This is a genomic window from Chryseobacterium sp. (assembly GCF_022869225.1).
In the GTDB taxonomy this organism is placed as follows: Bacteria; Bacteroidota; Bacteroidia; order Flavobacteriales; family Weeksellaceae; genus Chryseobacterium.
This window is the reverse complement of sequence record NZ_JALIHL010000001.1, coordinates 4081156-4102052: the sequence shown is the minus strand read 5'-3', so window position 1 is coordinate 4102052 and position 20897 is coordinate 4081156. Positions and strand designations below refer to the sequence as shown.

The following is a 20897-nucleotide window of genomic DNA, read 5'->3' as shown; positions in this document are numbered from 1 at the left end:
CTTTTATTAAAAATAACTTTATATCTTTGTCGTACAAAATTCAGAACCATGTTTTCCAAAACTTGCGAATACGCTTTAAGAGCTTTAATCTATATCGCCCAGCAGTCTAAAAATGACAGCCGGGTTGGGATTAAGGACATTTCAAAAAGCATCAATTCGCCGGAATATTTTATTGCCAAGATCTTACAGGATTTGAGCAGGAAAGGATTTGTTCAGTCTGCGAAAGGCCCCAATGGAGGGTTTTATATGGATCAAAAAAATCGGGATGTCAGCATTGCTGATATTGTAAGGGAAATTGATGGTGACAAGCTCTTCTCAGGCTGCGGATTGGGTCTTGAACAGTGTTCGGAAACTCATCCCTGCCCTCTTCACGATCAGTTTAAAAGCATCAGGAATAATCTTCGCAAGATGCTGGAAAACTCTCAGATACAGATGTTTGCAGACAACCTCGATTTAAAACTGACCTATCTTAAAACATAAAAAAAATTTGAATAAATAAAAGACAAAAAGATCTTAATATATTAAATTAAAAAAAAATGAAATTCTATCTTAAAAACCCTTTCGTCCTGATGTTGTTTTGCCTGATGGCCGGAATGTTTATGACGGTTAGTTTTTTAGAAACGACATTGAAATTTCAGGTACAGGGAATGACATTGCCAACCGCTTTGGGACTGGGAAAACTGATGTTTGGAATATCAACAAAATTACAGGGTGCATTTCTGATTTTAATCCTGACAGGCATGTGGGTAAGCCGCAAAAATTATACGAAATTGGATGTGCTGGTCCTTATAGTTCTCTTTCTCATTCTTATTGTAGAACAGTGCTGGATGCTTCCGGTCCTGGACTCGAGAGTACATCTGCTTTCATCAGGAAAAGCACTCCCGCCTACTCCATTGCATGATTATTTTATTTATGCTGAAACCATAAAAGCTGTAGTGATGGTACTGGCTATTAGTTTACAGTTTAAAACCGGACTTCCATACAACTAATTATATCATTCATTATGAAAACACAATCCTTACCTACCGCAGTGATATTGGCTTTATCAATTTTTCTTCTCTCCTGCTCCAAGACTGAAACAACTCCGATTCCACAGCCTGAGCCTTATAACGGACAGTCAGCATCACAACCCGCTGAGCCTCCTGGTGTTCCTGTTTCAAACAATACCTCGCGGGATGAGGGATTGAAATTGATTGAAGGAACCGACTGCCTTACCTGCCATAAAATGGATGCCAAATTAATAGGTCCTTCTTATCAGGAAGTGGCTGCAAAGTACACGGAAGCAGATCTTGATATGCTGGCACAGAAAATTATTGACGGCGGAAAAGGAAACTGGGGTCATATTCCAATGACTCCCCATACAGGGCTGAGCAAAGACAACGCAAAACTAATGGTGAAATATATTCTTTCCCTTAAAAACCAATAAAAAAAAATTTAAAATAATAAAAGACAAAAAAGTATTAAATTATGAATACAAAAACAGACTTTATAGGAAACATCGTAGCCGAAGATTTCAGAACAGCAGCTATTTTTAAAAGACATGGAATAGATTTCTGCTGTAAAGGGGGAAGAACCATTGAAGAAGCTTGTTATAACAAAAAGCTTGATCCGGAAAAGATCTATGATGAACTGGAATCTCTTCCAAAAAATGAAGCCGGTTCCATAGATTTCAGCAGCTGGCCACTGGATCTCCTGGCAGATTATATTGAAAAAACCCACCACCGGTATGTAGAAGAAAAAACTCCTGTTTTGCAGGCCTTTCTTAACAAATTATGCAAAGTGCATGGGGAAAGACATCCTGAATTGTTTGAAATCAATACTTTATTTAATGAATCTGCTCATGATCTCGCAGCGCACATGAAAAAAGAAGAACTGATCCTGTTTCCTTTTGTGAGAAATATGGTTAAAGCAAAAATATCAGGAACCGTACTTCCATATCCGGTTTTTGGAACCGTGGAAAACCCGGTCAATATGATGCAGCACGAACACACCGTGGAAGGAGACCGCTTTAGAAAAATCGCAGCAATCACAGACGAATATCTCCCTCCTGCAGATGCCTGCAATACTTATAAAGTAGCTTTTGCAATGCTTCAGGATTTTGAAAATGACCTGCATAAGCATATCCACCTGGAAAATAATATCCTTTTCCCGAAAGCCATCCGAATGGAAAAAGAATGTCGTGTAGAATCTTAAAAATAAATACGGAATGACCCCTAAAAAACTTTGGAGATGGCTTGCTGTAGTCATGATTGCTTCGTTTGCAGTCCTTATATTTTACGGAACTGAAATTTACAGGAAAGTCCCGCCTATCCCCGATAAAATAGTAAGTACAGACGGTACGGTGATCGCTACCGGACAGGATATTAAAGACGGTCAGAATGTCTGGCAGTCTATCGGAGGACAAACTGTGGGAAGTATCTGGGGACACGGGGCTTATATTGCTCCGGACTGGACGGCTGATTACCTTCACCGGGAATCGCTCCTGCTCCTTGATCAGCTGGCTAAAAAAGACGGAAAATCTTATAAAGAACTTCCTGATGATGAGCAGGCCAAATATCAGGTGCTGTTGAAAAAAGAACTTCGCACCAATACATTCAACGAAGCCCGCAATGAAATTGTTTTCTCTCCTGAAAGAGCGGAAGTACAGAAACTCTTAGGTCAGTATTATGCAAAATTATTCATGGGTGATTCTTCCATGGCAAAACTGCGGGACCAGTATGCCATCCCGAAAAACACGGTCAAAGATGCTGAAAGAATGGCCCAGATGAATGTTTTCTTTGCGTGGAGTTCCTGGGTTTGCATTACCGAACGACCGGGAGATGATGTTACGTATACCAACAACTGGCCTCATGACGAATCGGTGGGAAACGTGCCGCCGCCGTCCCTGCATTTATGGTCGGGATTCAGTGTATTGCTGCTGTTGGCCTGTGTAGGTCTTCTGGTCTTTTATCATGCCAGAAACAAAGAAGAAGAGATCAGCGAAGCTCTTCCTCTTGAGGATCCCCTGCGGAATATGAAACCGACTCCTTCTATGAAAGCCACTTTAAAATACATCTGGGTAGTTGCTTTACTGATCCTGGTTCAGATGCTTGCAGGTGTAGTGACCGCTCATTACGGTGTGGAAGGAAGCGGGTTTTATGGGATCCCCTTAGATCAGTTTTTACCACAGTCGGTTTCCAGAAGCTGGCACGTACAGCTGGCTATATTCTGGATTGCCACTTCCTGGCTGGCGACAGGACTTTACATTGCTCCGGCCGTTTCGGGATATGAACCCAAATATCAGAAGCTGGGCGTTAATATATTATTTGTGGCTTTGCTGATCGTAGTTTCAGGATCTTTAACCGGGCAATGGCTGGGCGTAATGCAAAAGCTCGGTTTAGTTGATAACTTCCTTTGGGGGCATCAGGGATATGAGTATGTGGAACTGGGACGGGTTTGGCAGATCCTGTTGCTGGTTGGGCTTATTCTTTGGTTAGTTTTAATGGTAAGAGCCCTGCTTCCTGCTTTAAAACGAAAAGACGGAGACCGTCATTTACTCACATTATTCACGCTTTCATCCGTAGCCATAGCCTTATTTTACGGAGCGGGGCTGATGTATGGCAGACAAACCCATATGGCGATTGCAGAATACTGGAGATGGTGGGTCGTTCACCTGTGGGTAGAAGGATTCTTTGAGGTTTTTGCAACCGTAGTGGCTGCATTTTTATTTACAAGGTTAGGACTGTTACGACTAAAAGCCGCCACCCATGCTGTATTGTTCTCCACCATTATATTTCTTGCCGGAGGTATTTTAGGAACATTCCATCACCTTTATTTCAGTGCTACCCCCACTGCTGTACTGGCATTGGGAGCGACTTTCAGTGCACTGGAAATTGTGCCGCTGGTGTTGATCGGGTATGAAGCATATCAGAATTACCAGCTCAGTAAATCAACAAAATGGATTCAGGCTTATAAATGGCCCATCTACTGTTTCATTGCCATGTGTTTTTGGAACTTTTTAGGGGCTGGAATTTTCGGATTTGCCATCAATCCGCCGATTGCATTGTACTATATCCAGGGACTGAATACAACAGCTGTTCATGGGCATGCCGCCTTATTCGGGGTATACGGAATTTTAGGAATTGGACTCATGATGTTTGTCTTAAGAGGCCTGTATGCAGACCGGCAATGGAATGATCGATTGATAAGCTGGGCATTCTGGCTGACCAATATCGGACTGCTGGTTATGGTAACGATCAGTCTTCTGCCGATAGGAATCATGCAGTCTGTGGCTTCCATTAAAGAAGGCTATTGGTATGCGCGTTCTGCAGAATTTATGCAGACAGATATCATGCATTTTTTAAGATGGATGCGTGTTCCCGGAGATATTTTACTGGCTGCAGGAGAACTTTTGCTGGTTATTTTTATCATGGGATTAAAATTCGGCTGGTCACTGAAAGAAAAAAGATAATCGAATTTTCTCTTTATCCCTCACAGGCTCCTGAGCTTTGAGGGGGTATTATTGATCTTTACTCAATACATCATGAAACGTAATGAAAATATTATGATACTCTCCCGGGATCATCATTTTGGATTGCTTTGCAGCTGGAAAATCAGACAGGAAGTAAAAAAAGAAGTTGAAAGCTCCAGAATAAGAAGCTACATTTTTTATTTTTGGAAAAATCATCTGGAAGAACATTTCCGTGAAGAGGAGCAAATCCTGTTTCCCTGTCTTAAGGATGAATACTCTTTCCGGGTACAATCTGAACATTTCCGGATAAAAACCCTGGTTTCTTCCATTGAAAACGAAGGAAATACGGAACTGTGTTTAGAGTTTGCAGACCTTCTGGATCAGCATATCCGTTTTGAAGAACGCAGTTGGTTTCCCCATCTTGAAGAAAAACTGGATGCGGAAACTTTAAAGAAAATCGGGAAAGAACTGAACAGGATTCATTCTGATGAAAAAGACAGCTATAAAGATGAATTCTGGAAATAAAGAAATATAACTAAAAAGTCTTCAGACCAAAGTGCCTGAAGACTTTTTATTTTGACAATCCAGATTATTGTGTTGCTTTCATCATGGCAGCAGTAATCTGGTTTTCTTTCTTCCTGGAATAGGTGGAATCAAAAGGTTCCATCATATCAAATAAATATTGGTAAAAAGGGGTAATTCGCTGTACATTTTCAGCTTCTTTCACGGCTTTTTCTTTATTCATTTTCTGAAGTCCTTTTACAAAAACATTGAATTTTTTGTCGATCGGCTCAATAGATTTCACCAGATAAGCATAGGCTTTTTCTTGTTGCCGGATGGTTTTATATGCCTCTGTAACAGCAGAAACAATAAGGGCATACTCCATAGGTTTTGTCCGCATCTGTTTTCCGGCTGCTGTCTGGAATGAAGGTGAAAGAGTCAGATAATAGTCATATTCTTCAAAGATTCCTTTCTTAAGGTTTTCTGCCAGCTGAAGCCCTTTCTGTTCCTGTCCTGCAATGATATATCCGGATACAATAGAACTTAAAGATCGTGGATCGTTATATTTCTCAGCAGGAATTTCCTTAGCTGCAAGATCAAGAATTTCCAGTGCTTTTGATTTCTGACCGCTCAATGCTAATACTGAAGCGGCTCTGCTCACCGACATTCTATAGCCGATAATGTTTGAAGTAGCTGTTTCGTCGTAATAGATACTCAAATCTTTAAAATTCCCCCATCGGAAATTTTTCACCACATTATACAGAGAACTGGCATCTACCCTGCCTTTATCGCCATCAGGACTTTGAGAGGTACGGATAGGCACCAGCCTGTAGCTAAATCCTTCAAACTGAAGGTAATCATCGAGGTAGAAAATATTCTCACTGTCATACATTCCTCCTGATGAGAAGTTGACCGGACGTTTCCAATCGAAGTTGGCCAACAGATCCAGCATCATCAGATTATTTTTGAAAAGTGTATTCCCCTTATAGGTAATCATAATCTGATCTACGGCATCCGGAAGATCTGCCTGGCTGATGATTCCTGCCTTCAGCGCGTTTTCCTTATTAACAGGAAGGATAAATTTGTTTACCGGAAGAATGTTGTATCTTTCATACTTCTCCTCCCCGAAATACATTTTTAAAAGCCGGTCTTTTTCAGGAGACTTGAATTTAATAAAATCAATGGCTTCTTTTAAGGTTAAAGTATCCTGCGTCAGATATTTTCTGAAGGACCGGAATTCTGTTTCAGACGTTCCCTGTTCTTTCAGCATAGAGAAAATGCCTTCCCAGTCTTCTTTTTTCATCAAATAAACCTGATCATTCACCCCATCTCTGTAATCTTCATGGGTCAGCTGGCTTGGAATTCCCATCGCATTGTACGTTCTTCTTTTCACCTGGTCTATACTCCACGGCATGGCTAAAAGCGTGAAGTTGACTGTTTTCACATCATCTCTGAATCTTTCGGTTTCCTGGATGGCCCACACAGGAAAGGTATCATTATCCCCATAAATGAAAATGATATCATTTTTCGGTAATGACCTGAGAAATGAATACGCATAATCATACGCGGCTGATTTCTTGCTGCGGTCATGTGAGGTATAATTCTGAAAGCCCATCATGAAAGGGATCCCCATTAAAACAATCCCTAAAACTATAGTGCCCACATTAGATTTTATTTTGGATTGCAGAAACCATAAGACCGCTCCGGCTCCCAGCCCGATCCAAATCGCAAAAGCGTAGAATGAGCCCACCATTGCATAATCCCTTTCTCTTACTTCAAAAGGTTTTACTCCCGTATAAAAAACGATTCCAACACTGGTTAAGACAAATAGGGATAATAGAGCATAGAATCTTCCAAAATCCCTGTTCAGCTGGAAAAAGAACCCGATTAAACCTAAAATCAATGGAAGGAAGAAAAGTGTAACGGTACTTTCATTCTTGAACTTAGCAGGCATTTTATCCTGATCTCCAAGTAAAGTACTGTCGATAAAAGATATTCCTGAAATCCAGTTTCCATGCGTATTTTCCATATGGCCCTGCAGGTCGTTCTGTCTTCCGACAAAATTCCACATCAGGTATCTCACAAAATAATAGCCGTTTTGGAAAGAAATGAAATAATCCATATTCTGGGCAAAAGAGGGCTTCTGAACCTTGATCAGGTCGTATGGTTTCACTTTCAGATAATCTGAAGCAGTAATAGAATCGTCTTCATATCTGGCTCTCAATTCATCATAGACCTGTCTGGCCTGCGGATTGTCTGCAACATCTTCATTTTCATCATTGAATGTAAAGTCGGGAGCGCCATACAATGCAATATAATTGGCCATGACATCCTTATCTTCATTAAACATTCTGGGCATAAAACTTATATGGGATTTACTGAACACATAATTGAATCTTTCACCGGTTTTTCTATAGGTACCGGATTTTTCATCCTTTTCATAAATATCTCCTGTTTTTTCTGTTCTGTAGCTTCCGTCTTCATTTTTTTCAATCCCTTTTGCATCGAGAAATGCGGTATAATTCTGGCCATAAGCCGTTGGCCAATCACCATATTGTGCCCTGTTATAATAATCTCTCATGCCTATTGCTGTATCAGGATCATTGAGATTCATCGGCGGATTTGCATTGGCTCTTACGGGAATCACCATCCAGCAGGAAAATCCAATGATCATATACACTACGGATAAAACAATGGTCCGATCAATATTATTTTTAGTTCTTCCGGAATATCTGATCATCAAATAGCAGATCACAGCCATCAAAACAAAGGCTGCAATAGTTCCTGAATGGAAAGGAAGCCCAAGTCCATTCACGAAGAAAATCTCTAACCTTCCGAAGATCGTCATGATCAAAGGGAAAATCAGCTTAAAAACAAATGCCAGAATACCCAAGGTAATCAGATTAGCAACCATAAAGCGCTTCCATGTGAAGGTATATTTTCTTGCATAATATACCAGGCATACGGTAGGAATTGCCAGCATACACATCATATGCACCCCTACGGAAAGTCCCACAATAAAGAAGATAAGAATAATCCATCTTTCACTGTATGCTGCTTTATATTCATTCTCCCATTTGGTAACCAGCCAAACCAACAGTGCCATAAACATCGAAGCCATTGAATACACCTCTCCTTCTACTGCTGAAAACCAAAAGGTATCTGAAAAGGTAAAACATAAAGCCCCGATCATTCCCGCAAACAGGATTGAAATTTCCTGAGGTCTGGTAATCTCTTCAATATCTTTATTTAAAAGTCTTCTTAAAAAATGAGTGATCGTCCAAAACAAAAACAAAATCGTGAATGCACTGAACAGTGCAGACATCACATTGATGACAATAGCATAGTTCTGCTCATTTCCTAATGCAAAAATACTGGCTACAGCGCCCATAATCTGGAATAAAGCAGCTCCCGGAGCGTGTGTCACTTCAAGTTTTACCGCAGAAGAAATATATTCGCCGCAATCCCAAAAACTCAGATAATGCTCTACCGTAGAGAGATAGGTAATGAATGCAATAGCGAAAAGGAACCATCCCAATACGGTGTTCCATTTTTTAAAAGACCAATTTTTCATAGTACTATTTTCCAATCATCAATAAGACAATTAATGGGAAGAAAATATTACACAAGGTTGTGAAAATCCTGGATTTTATAAAATTTCATAAAAAGCCTCCAGATTCAAGACCTGGAGGTTTACCTTTTAATAAGACAAATTATAATTCTTTAATACGTATTATTCAACCCTCCATCCAGAGGAATGCTTGCTCCGGTAAGGTAAGATGAATATTCTGAAGCCAGAAAAGCTACCAGATGTCCATATTCCTCCGGTTGTCCCAATCTTTTCATCGGGATTTTATTTTCCCTGGCTTTTTTTATTTCTTCAGGGGAAGCACCGGTTTGCTGAGCTTCATGATTCATGAGGTTCTGAATACGTTCCGTATCAAAATATCCTGTTAAAACATTATTCACAGTAACATTATGCTGTGCAACCTCATTCGATAAAGTCTTGGCCCAGGCTATTACTGCCGAGCGGACCGTATTGGAAAGTGCCAGATTACCGATGGGCTCTTTCACAGATAATGAAGATACGTTGATGATACGCCCGTTTCTCTGTTCGATCATATAAGGTAAAGCCAGTAAGGTGGTTTCGCAGACTGTTTTAAAGAGCAGATCAAATGCGTGCTGATAGTCATCCACTTTTTTATCAAGGGCTAAGCCCGGTTCCGGACCATTCGTATTGTTAACCAGAATATCAACTGAATGGGTGCTAAAATAAGCTGTAATTATTTTTTTATAACTTTCAAAATCAGAAAAGTCAGCTACCAGATACTGATGTTTTTGGTCCGGATGCAGTACAGGCAGTACCGACACCATATTCCGAAGTTTTGTTTCATTACGGGCCATTACAGTGACATTGGCCCCGCATTTTGCCAGTTCAACAGCAATTCCGGCTCCTATACCTTGCGTCGCAGCTCCTACTAAAGCATTTTTTGAGAAAAGTTGAATATTCATAAGTTCTGTATTGATTACTGATTGCTCATGATAAATGTAAGAAAAAACCTTCAATATACTTTGAAGGTCTATGTTTGAACGGATCATCAATGATCATTTAACAACAGTAGCTTCCAGCTCTACTTTTAATGTTTCAAATAAGCCGTTTACTTCCAGCATGGTTACAGCCTGTTCGATCTGGTGTTTTGCAATCCATTCCTGAAGAATCGGGAAATAAGGCCATAGTTCTTCGGTAGAAGTGGTATATATATTTAATCTTACGATTCCACGACAGTCATAGCCGGCTGTATGAATCACTTCTTCAAGATTGGCAATCGCCTGTTCGAGCTGGGATTTCATGTCTTTATCACTTGATGTTCCGTCGGGATCAACAGCAGCCTGCCCCGAGCAGTATAAAGTGCTTTCCACATTTTTCACCTCAACAGCCTGGGAATAGCTTCTTTCATCCTGCCATTTCCATGGGTTTACAGTTCTTTTTTCCATTGTTTTTCGATTGTTTTACGTTACCTTGCAAAATTGCTGAACGGGTACGGCAAACCTGTGTGATCCGGATCACGATTTTGAAGTGAGGAACATCACAGTTTTACAGGGGTAGCCGGCTTAATGTTTCCCTGGAAACGCCCAAATAGGCGGCAAGAAGTGATTTGGGAACACGCTGGATCAATGCAGGATATTTTTTCAGCAGCTGTTCGTAGCGTTCTTTTATTCCTGTCGTCATGGTAGAAATGATACGCTGCTGTGCTGCAATAAATCCCATATAGGCTTTCTCCAGAAAGAAATGTTCCAGCTTTGGAAGCACAGAGCACAGCGCTCTGTAATCTTCTAAGCCAAGACATAAAACTTCGGTATCTTCTATACATTCCAGTGACATCGTGGCTTTAGTCTGCTGATAGTAAGCAGGAAAATCAGTTTCCCACCAGTCCTCCATGGCAAACCCTACTATGTGCTCCTTCCCTGCCTCATCTGTATATACTAATTTCAAAAGTCCCTTCACTACAAAATAATTGCAGGGAACATCTTCTCCTTCCTGTATTAAGAACTGATGTTTTTTGTATTTTTTACCGGTAAAAAAAGATGATACCTTCTCAAATTCATCATCGCTGAGAGGAATAACTTTTTCAATGTGTGCTCTTAACTGATCCAGCATACTTTATTTCTTAAACCATAAAAATACTATTTTTCCGGATGCAGGTTCCCATTCATCCTATTTTAGCGAACTGATATAAGAAGAAGGAGTAGCACCTGTGATCTCCCTAAAGGTTCTTGTAAATGCAGAATGTGTTGCAAAGCCCGTCTCATCTGCCAGGTAGCTGATTTTATATTTTCTGTATTCAGGATCGTCTGCCAGTTTTTCTACAACATAACTGATCCTTAATTTATTGATGTATAGATTGAAGTTTTCAGCTTTATAATTTTTAATGACCAAGGACAAATATTTGGTATTGGTCTGTAACCGGGTAGCCAACTTCCCCTGTGTAATCCCTTTCTCCCTGTACTGTTGCTCTTTTTCAAACAACTCGAGTCCTTCCAATATCTGAATTACAGCCTCTTCACTTATCGTGACAGCCGCATGAACTGCGGATTCTCTTTCTTTGTTTTCAAAGTATACTTCTTCTTTTTTTGGAAACGGCGTTGAAGAATCAGGAAAATTCAACTCCTTTCTCTTTTTTTTATCCCTGAAATACAATACAGTACAAATCAGGCAAAACAAAAACAGAAGTATTGTGAGTGCTATAACTAAACAAGGAAAATAAAAACTACTTTTCATCTACATAGGTGTAACAACAAAATCTATATTTATTTCTGATTTACAATCTCATTTTCAGACGTAAAGCAATGTACGCGAAAAGTTCGGTAAAGCCCACCAGACTTTTTAAACAATATAGAATCTTAATCTATGATTATAAAATTAGTGAGGATTTATCCCTGCTGTAGCTGCTTTTTTAATCGCCCATGCTACTGCATTCAATTCTAATGCCGATGCATAGACAAAAGGAGAGCCATTATTATCGCCATTTCCATATTGTTTTGATAAAGGTACTCCTGCAGAGGTAAAGTTAGAAGGATAAGATCCAAAATCTGTATTATTGGCTGCAGCTCCTATGGAATCTCCAAACATGAAGAAATTATAATCATTATTATACCAAACCACTGAAGAATCAGGATTCACATTGGTATGCCCCCAGTTATTATTAGCCGAAGCCACCTGTACAGATCCTCCTGGAAGCGAACTCAATATTATTGTTCCGGTGGTAGTATCATCTTCTCCCCAATATTTCCCGGCCAGGTTACCAAAAGGGCCATTTACAACAGGATCATTGGATAATGGGTTTATTACATAATCATTATCATCATTAGGCCAGCTTGAAGGACAGTTTGCAGAACAATTGGTTTGCCAGTTTACAGCTGAACCGGGTAAATTGAAGATTTCTGTCAATAAAGTTCTTGTGGTAGTCAGTCCATCAGTATTAGAAGTGCTGGAATAGATCAAAACACCTCCTTTTTTTACATAATTTGTCAAAGCTGTTATCAATTGAGGACTGTTTGGGGCTGCATTGGCAAAATATAAAATAATATCCGGAGGATTATTGATAATATTCGCAGCTGCTGTTGTGGCATTGTCGGTCGCCCATGCCTGGCTCAATCCTAGTGTTTTTACAATTCCGTTAGGACCAAAGTTGGCTCCATTGCTAAGGGCGGTTTGTCTTATATTGGACCATGAATAAACACTATTGGTTCCAATCATTCCGTAGGTCATGGCCGGAAGTACAACAGGTACAGTGGTACTGCATGAAGCATTGCCGGAGATGGTGTTTGCATTAATGTCTAACGAAAAATCACTATTTACAGTGGGTGTACCGCTTCCTACTAATGTTATTTGCTGAGATCCTGTTCCTGAAAAAGTTCCGCTCGCAGAAAAGCTGATGCCTTTGGTCTCCGGAGTTGTTATGCTATAGGACCCCGGATTGGAAACACTGACACTCAATGTAATCGTATTGGATGCATTAAGTGCCTGTCCTTTTGCATACTGCCCGTTTACGGCAACACTTGAACAGTTCAGGGCGTAAGCGGACACAGCAGGTTTTACGGCTACAGAAAAATCACATACCGGATTGGTTGTAGTCCCGGATGAAGTCACCTGAAAATTATCTGCAGCAGCAGCAGCAGCGGGCTTCCCCTGACCTGTGAGCTTGATTGTTGTATTTCCGGCAGAAGTAAAAACTCCCTGCGCAGAAAAAGAATATCCATTCACTGTGTTGGTCTGCATAGAATACAAACCGGGCTTTGTAACGTTTACTACTGTATAAAGAACATAATTTGAATCATTCAGGCTATTGCCTTCTATATAATTTCCGTTCACAGAGACTGTATCGCAGTCCATTGTGAACTTTGCATTTCCCATTGAACCGCAGAGGCTTTTCCATGAATTTTCTTCGCTGTTGTAATAATTGAAACACTTCTCATCTGTGTTATAGATCGTTAGCCCTTCATCGGCAGCTCCCAATGCATTGGCAGACAGGTTCCACTTATGATCTCTTTCAGTAGTGGTAACCCTTGGAATAATAAGTCCTTTTATAGTTTTTGTTTCATTGTAAACTTCAGAGATGTGGAGAAGAGCATTGGTATTGGGCGCTGTTGTATTAATTCCTACTTGGGATTTCATAGAATAAACAACAAATAAAAACATGAAAATACCTAAACGTTTCAGGAAATAATTTTTCATTGTCAAGTTAATTTTTTTATTATCGCTGCAAAAGTAATCTGAGTATGAAAATGTAACTATTTTTTCACCCCTACACATACCCTGCACACCAGATAATCTACCGAATTACAAACACTTAGTCAAAATCCATTGATCCAATCCATAATGTCTTTTCCGGGAGGAATATTATATTTTTTCCTTAACCTGTACTTTTGAGATTCTACCGTTTTGATCTCAATAGATAAATATTTTGCTATTTCTTTGTTACTAAAGTTAAAATACAACAGGGCACATAGTTTGAAATCTTTGTCGGAAATATTAGGAAAAGAAGTATTTATTTTTTGGGTTCTTTCAGGATATACTTCCATAAACCGTATTGTAAATCTTTCATCATTGTTTTTGGCCAGCATCACCACCTCTTCAAAGGCATCATTGATCCGGGATTTTAATACCCGGAATTCCTTGTCTGTTTCCTCTTTCTCCTCATGCAGTCTTCTGTAAAGCTCCTGCTTTTCAAAGATAAAGTAGGATATGAGAATAATAAATAACCCTACATTCACAAAGTTTTTCGTCTGATTAATTTTAACAAATCCTCTGATATCGTTATTATAAAACAGAGAATGATCGGTTAGGAAAGTGATCACTAACTCGACAATAATGCAGGCCAGGATGATAAGAATATATTTTCTTACTGTTTTAAAATTAAATATAAAAATAGTAGTCAATACAATAGGAATATAGTATATTTCTACAAATGTTTCGGGAAACCCATTCCCGGCATGCAGAAAAATCAGCACAGTCAGCTGGACAAAAAAATAGGTTACAAATGCTTTATTGAACCTGGCAACCGAAAAAAAACTGGCTGTAACTTCAATGATCAATAAAAGAAATATCCCGGCAGATAAATACTGCTTAAAATACAACTCGCTTACGCCATTGGCAGCACAAGCCAGGATAATAAAGTAACTATAAAGATTGATCCGTTTTACATAGTACGCTTCAGTAGCTGTAAATTGAGAACCCAGATACAACATCCGTTCAAAAAAAGAACGATTAGGATCCGCTGAAGCCCTGTATTCTTTTGTTATTCTTGATGATTCCCTATAGTTCCTGATAAAAACTATAGCATTGATAAGCAAATTAATACCTAAAAATAAACTTTCTATATAATATAAATTATTTTCTTTCATTTTTATAAAAATTCAAAAAACGAAAAATTATCACTACCCATGAAAAAAGGAGACCAACGTCTCCCTTCTATATTGTACAATAAAATTAAGTCAAAAAGACTTTCTTCCACTTTGATATGGTGTTTCGGCTTAGCTTATAATGATTGGCCAGCTGGATATTACTTAATTTATTCTGTTTTTGATAGTCCAGTATTTTCAGAATAGTAGATTTATCATAAGATCTGAATTTCTGGCTGTTCTCACCGGGATTATCATTTTTTCCAAAAATCATTTCATTGAGTTGGATAACATCCGTCACTGAAAGATTTTCTTTGGATAAAAGCATTTCACATTTCAGCATTTTTTCGGGATATTTTGCAGCAATGATATCTGTAAATATTTTTTTATAGTTAGGTCCTTTATTTTCGTGTGCCATGATATCTATTCATTTCTGTTTTATGTCATTATCTATTAAAAAAAACCAATATACCCCTATTGAGCAATCGATTTATTACACTGATTTCTAAGTATTTGAATACTTTTTCAACCATTTATACAAGGTAGAGTTGGGTATTTTATAAATCTCTGTGACCTGCTTCCTGGTCATTGCTCCTGAATTGATCTCTCCCAAAATAAAATCTATGATTTCCTTCGTATAAAGATGTTTGCGAAACTGTGGCAATACTGATTTTGCATTGCTTTCTCCCTTACAGTTATCATGACTTGCCGGCGGAGCATACAGGATAAGATGCTGGCTGTATATCCTGAAAAAGTCATATTCTAAAAGTTTGCTCCACCTTAGTAACAGATGGGTATCCAAGCTTTCGGCTTTATACATTTCATCTATTTCTTCCACATTGCATTTCAAAAAGTTACAGATACGTGAAATCTCTACATCAACTTCTGCAGCTTTTGTCCTGAGCATTTCTCCTATATGTATGTCTTTGAATTCCATAAAGAACAATTATTTGCATACAAAAATCAAAAAAACAGACACCTGGCAGAAACCTGGCAATATCCGGTTTCAGAAATAGACGATAAAAAACAAGGTAAATTAATATGTGCTAAACAGTTAACACACCATAGAAATACTATCCAAATTCAGAATTGAAACAGATAAAAATAAGCAATGACTCTATTTTTTTGAATAGAGTAACACGATCATTTTTCTGACATATTGGCCAATAAACGGCCAACAGCACATAATAGTAATTTATCACGGAACTCAAAAGTAACTGTGAAATTCTTGCTCATGAAAAACGAGCCTTTACTTGCGTGTCCATCCCATTACCACAAAATATGGTATTGTACTGGGAAATAACAGTGTTTTTAGAAAGAGCTTTGCAGCTCTGCTCTCTCTTAAAATTCAGCTTCTATTTTTAATCAACTGGTAACGGAACCTAGCCGGTTCTATCCTCTTTTATTTGAAATTTTCTCATGATTACGGCTTCTGCTTTAATAAAGCATCTATTTGGAAATAAAAGGAGTCTTTACTGTAATCTGCCAGCCCCGAATGGTGAAGACGAATCTCTCCTTTTTTGTCAAGAACCACTGTAGTAGGCAGAGATCCGTTAAAATACTCCCTGGGAATATTTCCTGCAGAGGTCAGAAAAGGAATGGTAAATCCTTTTTCTTTTATATAGTTTTTTCCAAGTACAGGATTTTCATCGAGATTGACCGTAAGAAATACCATTTGGGGATGATTGCTGTACCGGTTATAGAATTCCTGGATAGAAGGAAACTCTGCCCGGCAGGGAGGGCACCATGAAGCCCAGAAATTAATAAAAACGACTTTACCTTTTAAAGCAGATGTACTGAGCACTGCTCCTTCTTCATTTCTTACGATAAGATCAGCATAACGAGCAGATGATGGACCGCCCTCTTTTTCTTTGGGCTCCGAGATGCTGGAATTCAGGATTCCCGTTGAAGCGATTTGCCTCATCAGCCAGGCTCTTGCATCCGTATTGATTAACAGCACAATAAACAAAACCACCAAAATGGCAGTAGCCCCATTATTTCTGATCCACTTTTTCAGATATTCCATATTTCTTATTTAAAATAAAAGTACTCCCTCTAAAAGCAGTTTTACATTACAATGTTTTCAAAATCTCAGCTGCATTTTCATTTTCAGGGTTTATTTCCAATACTTTCTGATCGCTCTGCTTTGCTTTATCCTTTTGTCCGGCTTTCAGGTAGGCAGCGTAAACACTTACCGGTGTAATTGATGCTGCCTGAAACAGTGTCCTGGAATTAACCGGTGTCTTAGATTCCACATCTGCAAAACTGTATATTTTATTCCAGATCACTCTGGAATTTTTGATCACGGCAGTACTCACCCCCGGAACATGATGCTATTTCATCCGGGATTCCAAAGTCCACAGCGGTTTACCTTCGAATCTCATAGCAGACATTAGCCCTGATTCTACTTGAGCTATTTCTTTGTCCAGCTGAGATGCTGTCCGGGCAGATACGGGATTTGTCATCATTATGAAAATGAATGCACTGCAAAGAACTGTTTTGGTCTTCATGGTATCCTAAATATCCTGGATCAAAAGTAAGACTTTTATCATGATTAAATAAAGTTAATTTTATACAAATATTAATTTTTTAAAAATAAAAAAAACAATAAATAGTTTATTATAGTATTTTTTACAACAATTTCCTGTTTATCCTTGCCACCGGAGTTTCCGGAAGGTCCGTTCCGCATAAAGGATTTTATTTTTTTACTGATTTATTTAAATTAACGCTTTTATGTAACTAATTCCTTATTTATCCCACTAATCAGACATCATAAACTACATTCCTATAGAAGAGATCTACTCCTTTAAACAAAACTAATGCAAACATCCTTTTTTAAAATTACGGCAGCCACCGCTGCTCTCTGTCTCAGTACCTTTGCGGTAGCCCAGCAGAAATACTCCGTAAGCGGAACTGTTAAAGACAAAAAAAACGGTGAACTGCTGATCGGAGTTACCGTAAAAGTCAATGAAGATCCTTCGGTTAATGTAGTGGCCAACGAATATGGTTTCTACTCTTTATCCTTACCGGAAGGCAATTATACGATCATTATTTCCAATCCGGGATACAGAGATTTTGAACAGCAGATCAAGGTTGATCAGAATATGAAGCTCGACCTTCCTCTCATTCCGCAGGAAGTAGAATCAAAAGCCATTGATGAAGTAGTCATCTCAGGGATTAAAAAAGACAAAAATCTTTCTACCGCCCAAATGGGAACTGAAACGTTAAGCATCAAAAATATAGAAAAACTACCCGTTTTATTTGGAGAAAAAGATGTTATGAAAACCATTCAGCTGCTACCCGGGATCAAAAGCAACGGTGAGGGAAGCAGTGGTTTCAGTGTAAGGGGAGGCGCTACAGACCAGAACCTGATCTTGCTGGATGAAGCTCCTGTGTATAATGCTTCGCACCTTCTTGGCTTTTTCAGTACCTTTAACAGTGATGCTTTAAAAGATGCCAGTATCATCAAAGGAAACAGCCCTTCCCAATATGGCGGACGTCTTTCTTCCGTACTGGATGTCAAAATGAAAGACGGGAATAATCAGGATTATAACGTCAACGGCGGAATCGGACTCATCAGCAGCAGGCTGAGTGTGGAAGGGCCTATCCAGAAGGAGAAATCTTCATTCATTGTTTCAGGGAGAAGAACGTATGCCGACCTGTTCTTAAAGGCTAATAAAGACTATAAAGACAACAAATTATACTTTTATGATCTCAATCTGAAAGCCAATTATCAGCTCAATGAGAACAACCGTCTTTACCTGTCTGCCTATTTCGGAAGAGATGTGTTGGGATTAGGAAATACATTTTCTACCGACTGGGGAAATACAACGGCCACCTTGCGGTGGAACAGTATCATCAACAGTAAATTGTTCTCCAATACCTCGTTTATTTACAGCAATTATGATTATAAAATCAGCCTTAAGAGCAATGATAATGTATTCGATTTAAATTCAAAGATCCAGGACTGGAATCTTAAGCAGGATTTTACCTGGTTTGCCGGGAACAAGCATTCCGTACGTTTTGGTCTCCAGTCTATTTATCATACCCTTACCCCAAGCAGCGCTTCAGGGACAAGCGTGAGCAGCTTTCCGAGAAATCCGAGATATTCATGGGAGAACGCCCTGTATATCAATGATGACTTTAAGGCTGCAGAAAAGCTGACCATTAACTACGGACTGAGGCTTTCCATGTTCAGTGTATTGGGAGGAGATACCTTCAACACGTATGAAAACGGAGTGCTTGCAGAAAGCAGATTTTTAGAAAAAGGAAAATTCGGAAAAACCTATGTCAATCCGGAGCCCCGTATTACAGCCAATTACAGGATCAATGAAGTCAGCAGTGTAAAGGGAGGATATTCCCGGAACACTCAAAATCTTCACCTTTTAAGCAACAGCAATAGCGGAAATCCTACCGACCAGTGGATTGGAAGCAGTTATACTGTGAAACCGGAAATTGCAGATCAGATCAGTGTGGGCTACAGCAGGAATTTCAACAACAATAACTATGAGCTGAATGCAGAGGTTTATTATAAATCTATGCAAAACCAGATCGACTTTAAAAACGGAGCTGAAATCTCATTCGACACCGGAGCGGATGTGGAAAATGAATTGCTGTTCGGGAAAGGAAGAGCTTATGGCCTGGAACTTATCGCCAAAAAGAAAAGCGGTAAGCTGACGGGATGGATCTCTTATACCTTATCCAAAACGGAAAGAAAGATCGATGGAATCAACAATAATGAATGGTATAATGCCAGAATGGATAAAACTCATGATCTTTCTATAGTAGCCACTTATCAATTCAATGAAAAATGGTCAATGTCCGGGCTTTTCCTTTATAGTACTGGAAATGCGGTGACCTTCCCTACAGGAAAATATGAACTGAACGGGCAGACGGTATTTCAATACAGCAACAGAAATGCCGACAGAATGCCGGCGTATCACAGAATGGATCTGAGCGCTACGTATGAACCAAGCACTAACAAACGCTTCCGTGGATCATGGACTTTTGGTATTTACAATCTGTATGGTCGTGAAAATGCCTATACCATCACTTTTGAAGATAATCCCAATAATCCGGGAACCACCCGCGCTATGCAGACCTCATTATTCCGTTGGGTACCTAACATCACTTACAATTTCAAATTTTAACTCATGAAAAATACATTTTTAATCATATTATCCTTGTTTGCAGTCACTTCCTGCCAAAAAGAGGTCGACCTGGATCTGGCCGATCAGAGCGGAAACATTGTCATCGAAGGGAATGTAACCAATCAGACCGGGCCCTACACAGTGAAAATAACAAAATCCGTAGGTGTTGCACAGCCCAATCAATACCCTGCCGTTACCGGAGCTAAGGTTATTTTAAGCGACAATACAGGACAAACAGAAATCCTGCAGTACATAGGCCAGGGAATGTACCAAACGTCTACATTTGTTGGGATATCAGGCAGAACCTACACCCTGAATGTACAGGCAGAAGGTAAACAGTATACCGCCCAAAGCACCATGCCTGAAGCAGTAGATTTTGAAGGGCTGGTACAGGATTCTTTTGTGTTTGGAAATACAACCACCTATACGCTTTTACCGGTGTTTACCGATCCCGCAGCATTAGGAAACCGTTATCTTTTCAGCTTTACAGTAAATGATATTGCGAAAAAGGTATTCAATGTTTTCTCTGACAATGTCAATAACGGATTACCTAACCAACGTCCTTTGGTCCTTCCTAATGATGACAAAGACAATAACCATCAGGTAACAGCCGGAGATATCATTCATGTAGAAATGCAGTGTATTGATAATAATATCTTTACGTATTACAGCGCCCTTACCCAGATCTCCGGAGACAATGGCGGCGGCGTTACTCCTTCCAATCCTCCCAGCAATATCAGCAACGGAGCTTTGGGGTATTTCTCAGCCCACACCTCCAGTGAGCTTGATTATAAGATCAAATAATATCGTTTATAAAAACATCCCTATTTAGATCCTGACATTTTTTTGTCAGGATTTTTTATTGACACCCAAAATAAGATTCATAAAAAACAGGTTTTCATCTTTATAAAAATTCAGATCCATGCTGACACCCTGTTGTCATGACCCTCTCTTAACTTTGTGTAAAATTATTGATACTTAAAACCTAAGACATTATGAAACTGACCTCATTAAGAATGATTACAAAAGACATCAAGCCTATTGTTGAATTTTATGAAAACGCTGCCGGGCTGACCGCTCAATGGTATACAGAAGATTTCGCCGAACTTTCTACCAGTACCATCACATTAGCCATAGGAAGTACCCGGACAATGAAGCTTTTTGGCGAACATCTTACAGAATCAGCTGGTGGAAAAAATACCATTATAGAGTTTCTTGTCCCTGACGTAGATGAAGCCTATGAAAATATTAAATCCATCACCCAAGATATCATTCAGGAGCCTACAACCATGCCTTGGGGCAACCGGTCACTTCTATTTCGTGATCCTGACGGAAATATGGTCAACTTTTTTACTCCGGTGAGTGCAGAAGCGGTAAAGAAGTTTAGTTAAAGC

Annotated in this window: 19 protein-coding genes and 1 pseudogene; 9 read left to right on the top strand and 11 right to left on the bottom strand. The window is 39.3% G+C overall.

Going from position 1 to position 20897, the window contains the following annotated elements:
* Positions 1 to 48: 48 nt before the first annotated feature.
* The 6 genes from MUW56_RS19155 to MUW56_RS19130 all read left to right on the top strand — a co-directional run bounded on the left by MUW56_RS19155 (position 49) and on the right by MUW56_RS19130 (position 4975).
* Complete coding sequence (locus tag MUW56_RS19155) at positions 49 to 480, top strand: Rrf2 family transcriptional regulator (protein ID WP_292014695.1); 432 nt, start codon at positions 49 to 51, stop codon at positions 478 to 480.
* Between the two features lie 56 nt (positions 481 to 536).
* Positions 537 to 989, top strand: coding sequence for a hypothetical protein (locus tag MUW56_RS19150; protein ID WP_292014694.1), 453 nt, complete (start codon positions 537 to 539; stop codon positions 987 to 989).
* Positions 990 to 1003: 14 nt separating this feature from the next.
* Complete coding sequence (locus tag MUW56_RS19145) at positions 1004 to 1426, top strand: c-type cytochrome (RefSeq protein ID WP_292014693.1); 423 nt, start codon at positions 1004 to 1006, stop codon at positions 1424 to 1426.
* Between the two features lie 41 nt (positions 1427 to 1467).
* Positions 1468 to 2193, top strand: coding sequence for an iron-sulfur cluster repair di-iron protein (gene ric / locus MUW56_RS19140; protein WP_292014692.1), 726 nt, complete (start codon positions 1468 to 1470; stop codon positions 2191 to 2193).
* A gap of 13 nt (positions 2194 to 2206) precedes the next feature.
* Positions 2207 to 4450, top strand: coding sequence for a nitric-oxide reductase large subunit (locus MUW56_RS19135; protein WP_292014691.1), 2244 nt, complete (start codon positions 2207 to 2209; stop codon positions 4448 to 4450).
* 72 nt (positions 4451 to 4522) lie between these two features.
* Complete coding sequence (locus MUW56_RS19130; protein WP_292014690.1) at positions 4523 to 4975, top strand: hemerythrin domain-containing protein; 453 nt, start codon at positions 4523 to 4525, stop codon at positions 4973 to 4975.
* Positions 4976 to 5039: 64 nt separating this feature from the next.
* Here the strand turns inward: MUW56_RS19130 and MUW56_RS19125 are convergent, their stop codons facing one another.
* From MUW56_RS19125 to MUW56_RS19075, 11 genes and pseudogenes are all read right to left on the bottom strand, one after another.
* Positions 5040 to 8525 carry a DUF2723 domain-containing protein gene (locus MUW56_RS19125; RefSeq protein ID WP_292014689.1) on the bottom strand — a complete coding sequence of 1162 codons (3486 nt, stop codon included), beginning with the start codon at positions 8523 to 8525 and terminating at the stop codon, positions 5040 to 5042.
* A 149-nt stretch (positions 8526 to 8674) separates the two neighbouring features.
* Positions 8675 to 9463, bottom strand: coding sequence for an SDR family oxidoreductase (locus MUW56_RS19120; protein ID WP_292014688.1), 789 nt, complete (start codon positions 9461 to 9463; stop codon positions 8675 to 8677).
* Between the two features lie 93 nt (positions 9464 to 9556).
* Complete coding sequence (locus MUW56_RS19115; RefSeq protein WP_292014687.1) at positions 9557 to 9946, bottom strand: RidA family protein; 390 nt, start codon at positions 9944 to 9946, stop codon at positions 9557 to 9559.
* Between the two features lie 100 nt (positions 9947 to 10046).
* Positions 10047 to 10610 (bottom strand): Crp/Fnr family transcriptional regulator, encoded by a 564-nt coding sequence (locus MUW56_RS19110; protein ID WP_292014686.1) that lies wholly within the window; start codon positions 10608 to 10610, stop codon positions 10047 to 10049.
* A 57-nt stretch (positions 10611 to 10667) separates the two neighbouring features.
* Positions 10668 to 11117 (bottom strand): AraC family transcriptional regulator, encoded by a 450-nt coding sequence (locus tag MUW56_RS19105; protein ID WP_292014685.1) that lies wholly within the window; start codon positions 11115 to 11117, stop codon positions 10668 to 10670.
* A gap of 255 nt (positions 11118 to 11372) precedes the next feature.
* Positions 11373 to 13187 carry a hypothetical protein gene (locus tag MUW56_RS19100; protein WP_292014684.1) on the bottom strand — a complete coding sequence of 605 codons (1815 nt, stop codon included), beginning with the start codon at positions 13185 to 13187 and terminating at the stop codon, positions 11373 to 11375.
* Positions 13188 to 13306: 119 nt separating this feature from the next.
* A complete protein-coding gene (locus MUW56_RS19095) occupies positions 13307 to 14356 on the bottom strand; it encodes a hypothetical protein (RefSeq protein ID WP_292014683.1) in 1050 nt (349 codons plus the stop codon).
* An 85-nt stretch (positions 14357 to 14441) separates the two neighbouring features.
* Positions 14442 to 14771, bottom strand: a complete 330-nt coding sequence (locus tag MUW56_RS19090) for a helix-turn-helix domain-containing protein (protein ID WP_292014682.1) — start codon at positions 14769 to 14771, stop codon at positions 14442 to 14444.
* An 87-nt stretch (positions 14772 to 14858) separates the two neighbouring features.
* On the bottom strand, positions 14859 to 15290 hold the full coding sequence (locus MUW56_RS19085) for a transposase (RefSeq protein ID WP_292014681.1): 432 nt from the start codon (positions 15288 to 15290) through the stop codon (positions 14859 to 14861).
* Positions 15291 to 15776: 486 nt separating this feature from the next.
* Entirely contained in the window at positions 15777 to 16379 is a 603-nt protein-coding gene (locus MUW56_RS19080) for a TlpA disulfide reductase family protein (RefSeq protein WP_292014680.1), read from the bottom strand.
* 46 nt (positions 16380 to 16425) lie between these two features.
* Positions 16426 to 16674: pseudogene (locus MUW56_RS19075) on the bottom strand (serine hydrolase); the annotation flags it as partial.
* A gap of 498 nt (positions 16675 to 17172) precedes the next feature.
* Here MUW56_RS19075 and MUW56_RS19070 point away from each other — a divergent pair.
* The 3 genes from MUW56_RS19070 (at position 17173) to MUW56_RS19060 (ending at position 20894) form a co-directional block, all read left to right on the top strand.
* A complete protein-coding gene (locus MUW56_RS19070) occupies positions 17173 to 19503 on the top strand; it encodes a TonB-dependent receptor (protein ID WP_292014679.1) in 2331 nt (776 codons plus the stop codon).
* Positions 19504 to 19506: 3 nt separating this feature from the next.
* Positions 19507 to 20307, top strand: a complete 801-nt coding sequence (locus MUW56_RS19065) for a DUF4249 domain-containing protein (protein ID WP_292014678.1) — start codon at positions 19507 to 19509, stop codon at positions 20305 to 20307.
* 191 nt (positions 20308 to 20498) lie between these two features.
* A complete protein-coding gene (locus tag MUW56_RS19060; RefSeq protein WP_292014677.1) occupies positions 20499 to 20894 on the top strand; it encodes a VOC family protein in 396 nt (131 codons plus the stop codon).
* Positions 20895 to 20897 lie beyond the last annotated feature (3 nt).